Annotated in this window: 6 protein-coding genes; 2 read left to right on the top strand and 4 right to left on the bottom strand. The window is 49.5% G+C overall.

Translation table 11 applies throughout. The features are described from left to right. Positions 1 to 227: DUF6586 family protein (locus ABYW01_RS13150; protein WP_372833399.1), on the bottom strand; the 227-nt coding region annotated here is incomplete at its 3' end. A gap of 25 nt (positions 228 to 252) precedes the next feature. Beyond that, the gene (gene topA / locus ABYW01_RS13145; protein ID WP_372833397.1) at positions 253 to 2,916 is read right to left on the bottom strand and encodes a type I DNA topoisomerase; all 2,664 of its coding nucleotides are present in this window, start codon (positions 2,914 to 2,916) and stop codon (positions 253 to 255) included. Positions 2,917 to 3,116: 200 nt separating this feature from the next. Here topA and ABYW01_RS13140 point away from each other — a divergent pair, with 200 nt between their 5' ends. After that, positions 3,117 to 3,821 (top strand): DNA topoisomerase I, encoded by a 705-nt coding sequence (locus tag ABYW01_RS13140; protein ID WP_372833394.1) that lies wholly within the window; start codon positions 3,117 to 3,119, stop codon positions 3,819 to 3,821. A gap of 5 nt (positions 3,822 to 3,826) precedes the next feature. Here the strand turns inward: ABYW01_RS13140 and ABYW01_RS13135 are convergent, their stop codons facing one another. Together ABYW01_RS13135 and ABYW01_RS13130 are read right to left on the bottom strand one after the other, a co-directional pair. Next, the gene (locus ABYW01_RS13135) at positions 3,827 to 4,054 is read right to left on the bottom strand and encodes a DUF1653 domain-containing protein (RefSeq protein ID WP_372833392.1); all 228 of its coding nucleotides are present in this window, start codon (positions 4,052 to 4,054) and stop codon (positions 3,827 to 3,829) included. A gap of 49 nt (positions 4,055 to 4,103) precedes the next feature. After that, positions 4,104 to 4,610 carry a hypothetical protein gene (locus ABYW01_RS13130; protein ID WP_372833390.1) on the bottom strand — a complete coding sequence of 169 codons (507 nt, stop codon included), beginning with the start codon at positions 4,608 to 4,610 and terminating at the stop codon, positions 4,104 to 4,106. Positions 4,611 to 4,707: 97 nt separating this feature from the next. Here ABYW01_RS13130 and ABYW01_RS13125 point away from each other — a divergent pair, with 97 nt between their 5' ends. Next, positions 4,708 to 5,154: a universal stress protein gene (locus ABYW01_RS13125; protein WP_372833389.1), complete on the top strand. Its 447-nt coding sequence runs from the start codon at positions 4,708 to 4,710 to the stop codon at positions 5,152 to 5,154. The last annotated feature ends 257 nt before the right edge of the window (positions 5,155 to 5,411 follow it).

The raw sequence follows: 5,411 nt of genomic DNA, 5'->3' as shown, positions 1-5,411 counted from the left end.
GCACGGTAACCCACAAAGGTTTCAGTATCAAAGCGGTATAGTTCTGCCACTTCACGCAAGAATGCATCATACGTTGAAGCCAGATGAAAAAGCACTGATTCGTTGTACGACTCAATCAGCGCATGCTTGCTCCAGCCTGTTGTGCCTTGCGCTTCTTTCAGCGACTCAATATGAATACGTGAAAAATTCAGTTTCTGGTTAGTCCGTGCCAGATAGATACCGCTCATCAACTTCCCCTGAACCTATACAGGTTTACTTTTTCTTCGTGGTTTTCTTCGCAGCTTTCTTCGGCTTAGGCTGTTCCTCAACCCATTTACCGTCGACGTAATATGCTTTCCAGCCGGTAGCTTTACTCTCCACCTCACTCATTACGTACTGCTCTTTGGTTTTACGGCTATATCGGATAATTGCCGGATTACCATCAGCATCCTTCACGGGTGCTGAAAACAGGAAGCTATATTTTGGATCAATCTCACTCTGATGAGGAATGATCTCGGACACTTTTGGTGCACGTGTTTCACGATTTTTCGGAAACTGGCTTGCCGCCAGGAACAAACCACTCGCGCCATCTCGCAGAATGTAGGTATCCTCCACCTTTTCACACTGCAACTCAGGCATAGGGACAGGATCCATTTTAGGTGGTGCAGGCTCACCGCTCTTCAACAACTTGCGGGTGTTTTTACACTCTGAATTCGTACAGCCAAAGAATTTACCAAAGCGGCCTGTCTTGAGCTGCATCTCATTGCCACACTTGTCGCATTCGATACTTGGGCCATCATAGCCTTTCAAGCGGAACTCACCGCCCTCAACCTCAAAACCGGAACAATCTGGATTGTTACCGCAAACATGCAACTTACGGCTAGCATCAATCAGGTAAGAATCCATCGCTGCATCACACAACTTGCAACGATGCTTATTTCGCAGAATGCGGGACTCTTCTTCCTCATCGCCGTCAACGCTAACAACCTCATCCCCTGGCACCAGGTTGATCGTGCACTTACAACGCTCTTTCGGTGGCAGACTATATCCAGAACACCCAAGGAACACACCTGTACTACCCGTGCGGATCATCATGTTACGGCCACAATCCGGGCATTCAATATCGGTGTCGGTTGGGTCATTCGGACGCATGCCGCCTTCGGCACTCTGTGCTTCATCCAGCCGACGAACAAACCCTTCGTAGAAACGCCCCAGCAGCTCCTTCCAGTCTGCACTTCCGCTGGCGATGTCATCCAGTGACTCCTCCATGCGCGCAGTGAAGCTATAGTCCATCAGATCGGTGAAGTTTTCCGTCAGACGCTCGGTAACAATGTCACCCATTTTCTGCGCATAAAAACGACGGTTCTGCACTTCGACGTAACCGCGATCCTGAATGGTGGAAATAATAGATGCGTAAGTTGACGGACGACCAATCCCACGCTTTTCAAGCTCTTTAACCAGGCTTGCTTCGGTAAAGCGAGCGGTTGGCTTAGTAAAATGCTGCTTCGGGGTCAATTCAGACAGAATCAGCGTTTCACCTGCCTTCACATCCGGCAAGATCACATCTTCATCACCCTTACCACGGGCAGCCAGTACGCGCGTATAACCATCAAAGCGCAAAATACGCCCCTTGGTTCGCAGTTCAAAGTCACCCGCCGTTACGATAATACGTGAGCTGGTGTACTGTGCAGGTGTCATCTGACACGCAATAAACTGGCAACGAATGAGGTCATACAGGCGTTCAGCATCACGATCCATACCTGTCAGCGATGTTGGCGGCACCGTTACATCGGAAGGTCGAATGGCCTCGTGCGCTTCCTGCGCCCCCTCCTTGCTGGAGTAACGAATTGCTTCACCCGGCAGATAATCGTCGCCGTAGTGCTTCTGAATGTAACCGCGACACGCCTCAACGGCTTCGCCACTCAAATTGGTGGAGTCCGTACGCATGTAGGTGATGTAACCCGCCTCATAGAGACGCTGAGCCAGCATCATCGTCTTCTTAACGCCAAACCCCATTCGGGTACTTGCTGCCTGCTGTAGCGTAGAGGTAATAAACGGCGCTGATGGTTTGCTGGTTGTCGGGCGATCCTCGCGCTTCAAGACACTGAAAGCGCTTGCCTTCAATGTGTTCAAGTGCGCTGTGGTTTCAGCTTCAGACCCCGGCCGGAATTCTTTACCACCTACTTTTGCGACCTGAAGGCGCAGCGCCTCTCCCGCATCCGTCGCGGTATCCGCATGCATTTCCCAGAACTCTTCTGGAATAAACGCCCGAATCTCTCGCTCTCGCTCTACAACCAAACGCACAGCAACAGACTGCACCCGACCGGCGGACAGACCGCGTGCAATTTTTTCCCATAGCAGCGGAGACACCATATAACCCACCACACGGTCGAGGAAGCGACGCGCCTGCTGAGCATTAACACGATCCATATCGAGCGCTGACGGCGCCTCAAAGGCGTTCTGGATCGCCTTCTTGGTTATCTCATTGAATACGACGCGACTGTATCGCGTTTCATCGCCACCAATGGCTTCACGCAAATGCCATGCAATCGCTTCCCCCTCGCGGTCCAAATCGGTCGCGAGATAGATCTGATCAGCAGACTTCGCCAAGCGGCGTAACTCATCTACGACCTTTTCTTTTCCGGGCAAAATATCGTAAGCCGCTTCCCAATCATTTTCGGGATCAACACCCATTCGGGTAATTAACTGCGCCTTTGCTTTACGCTTTTTATAGATAGCTTTCTCATCCGGATTCATTTTCCGGGTTAACGCTGCCTGACGCGCGCGTTCTTTTGGATCGCTTTTAGGGCCGCTGCCACTCGTCGGCAGGTCTCGAATATGACCTACACTTGATTTAACAACGTACTGATTACCAAGATATTTATTAATGGTCTTGGCTTTGGCTGGTGACTCGACTATTACCAGAGACTTTCCCATACGGGTATGATCCTTCGGGCGAACGGCTATAAACTTAATTTCGGTGCATTATATAAGTACTGAAAATGGTTCGGTCAAGAAAGAATTCGTTTTTTCGTTCGTTTAATTAGGCTAATGCACTTTACCGAACCCCATATTAAAGGGACAATTCGGCTGATTTTTACAACAATTTATAACGGCTGGTTCATAAGAATATTTCTATGCTTCAAGACAATTTGCTGTATGTCATTTTAATCTGCGTCGTCGGTATCGTTGCCATCACAGTCAACTATCTGATCTCGACTCGTGAGCAGCAAGCCGAAGCCAAAGAACACCGTCTGAACTGGCTTAGACAGCAGTCTGAGACCGTTTTCACCTCTCTGAAAGTCCTGCGTGAAATCGACTGCAATCCTGAGATCATCGACAAACTCAACGTTCATGCGATGGCGATGTACGATGAGATTGCAATGCTCGCACCAGACTCTGATCTGCTGGCATCGATGACCCAATTAAAAGAAGACGCAGACCAGTCTCTGCCGGCAAATCAGATACTCGACAGCGATCGCGCGCTCAAACGGGTGCAAATCTATATAAACTTCGTTGAAAAGCTCATTTTACAGATGGCCTATGCTGGAAAGATTAGCCCAGCACTCGCAAAAAGCTATCGCCGAGACCTCCATTTGCTGAAAGTCACAGTTGTTGCCGACGCTCATTTGACTCAGGGAAACAACCTGCTTTTACAAGGTGACAAAAACACTGCGTTATCTCACTACAAACACGCGAAAGCTATTCTGCTGAAAGGTGCGATTTCCCATCAGGACAGGCAAGCCCGGCTAGAGAAAGTCAATCACGAAATAGAGAAGATTCAGCCAAAGCGCAACCACGGACGCGGCACTCTGGCTGATAGCATTGATAAGCTAATGTGACGCCATCAGGCGTCTATCGCCTTGAAACGTTGGACATTTTCACCGTTTTCCAGCATCACCTGCTCACAGAACATTGCCAACGGTCGTACCCAAACACCTTCATCGCCATAGCACTGCTTGTAAACGACTAGCCACTCCTCAGTTTCAGAATGACGTGCGCAATACAGGACTTCGTACTCTGCACCTTTATAATGCAGATATCGACCGGGTTCAGGCAGGTTATTTTGCGTCATTTTGCTTCCTATTAAGTACGTTAAGACGATACCCCGAGCAACTCACAGATCAGATTTTCGCTTCCAGAATCCGCTCAATCTGCGCTTTTATCAGGCCCAAGTCTTCAATACTGCCATTTTCGTCCCAGTGCACGGTCGCCTGAATTGGAGTAGATTCGATTGAAGAGACGCCACTCGGCAATATATCGATAATATCTTTTAACAATGCCAGCGCTTCTTCACTAAGGACATTTTCACCAAAGCCCCAACTCCACCCTTCCGGCAATCCAGTGTTTGCAATCGATTCGACCCTAAACGCATGCCATGGAGTAATGGTGTTCGCTGTTTTTTTGTCGACATTCAGGCGCGGCAATCGGTACGCCATCACAGAATACTGTCCCGACTCCATTTCCCCTTTAGCTCTAGGTGCGGTCAGTCTCACCATCTGAACCTGAAACCCCAAGGGCTTTGCTTTTGCGCGCAGCTCTGCCTGAAAACGCTGCCGAGGTGTTGGCATAACCCACATAATTGAACCAAGCAGTGATAGCATAATCAGAATGATGATTGCCCACTTCATGAAAACTCTCCGTTGTTGATGGTGATCAAGGTCTCTGCCACCCTAGCGGCGGGCCCTATGCTACTCTCTAAGTGAGCCAAACAGAAGGAATGCGACAATGAGCCTGTATGGAAAAATTCTTCTTGCACTAGACCTCTCCGCTGAATGCGATCAGCTGATCGACAAAGCTCGGGAAATTGCATCTGCTAACTCAGCAGAACTCTATCTATTACATGTAATTGAACCGCTGAGTTTCGCCTACGGTGGTGACGTGCCGATGGATCTGACCACCATCCAGGAACAGTTAGATGATCACGCTCACAGCCGTCTGCAAAAGTACTCTGAAAGACTGGATTATCCTGTGACACAGCAACTGGTCATTACAGGACACACAGAAACCGAAATCCACCGACTTGCTCAGGAGAAAGAGATCGACCTGATCATCGTAGGTAGCCATGGACGCCACGGTTTAGCCCTGCTACTCGGTTCAACTGCGAATAGTGTATTGCATGGTGCGAACTGTGATGTGCTGGCAGTCCGCGTGAAGGACGCAGAACAAGAGTAACTCTTTCCGCTTCATCTCATAACACGGGAGGCAATCCCTCCCGTGTTATTGTCAGACTCACGCTCCCGTCATACACATGTGCGGAATGATTCAGTCTTCCTGCATTGCTTCCAGCTCGACCCAACGCTCCATCAGCTCTTCAACCTTTTGCTCTTGCGCCTGAAGCGCAGCAAGCTTATCAGTCACGACCTGATGATCTTGCTGATAGAAGTCTGCGGCGGAGGTCTCCTATTGCAAGGATTCAAGCGCCTGCTCAG

It is taken from the genome of Pontibacterium sp. (assembly GCF_041587635.1).
Lineage (GTDB): Bacteria > Pseudomonadota > Gammaproteobacteria > Pseudomonadales > Balneatricaceae > Pontibacterium.
Note: the sequence above shows the minus strand (reverse complement) of the source record. Positions and strands in the feature narration are given on the sequence as shown.

Excerpts from the sequence above, each read along its gene's own strand:
- ABYW01_RS13135 (WP_372833392.1), bottom strand. The coding sequence starts at position 4,054 with ATGACGCAAAATAACCTGCCTGAACCCGGTCGATATCTGCATTATAAA.
- ABYW01_RS13125 (WP_372833389.1), top strand. The coding sequence starts at position 4,708 with ATGAGCCTGTATGGAAAAATTCTTCTTGCACTAGACCTCTCCGCTGAA.
- topA (WP_372833397.1), bottom strand. The coding sequence starts at position 2,916 with ATGGGAAAGTCTCTGGTAATAGTCGAGTCACCAGCCAAAGCCAAGACC.
- ABYW01_RS13130 (WP_372833390.1), bottom strand. The coding sequence starts at position 4,610 with ATGAAGTGGGCAATCATCATTCTGATTATGCTATCACTGCTTGGTTCA.
- ABYW01_RS13140 (WP_372833394.1), top strand. The coding sequence starts at position 3,117 with ATGCTTCAAGACAATTTGCTGTATGTCATTTTAATCTGCGTCGTCGGT.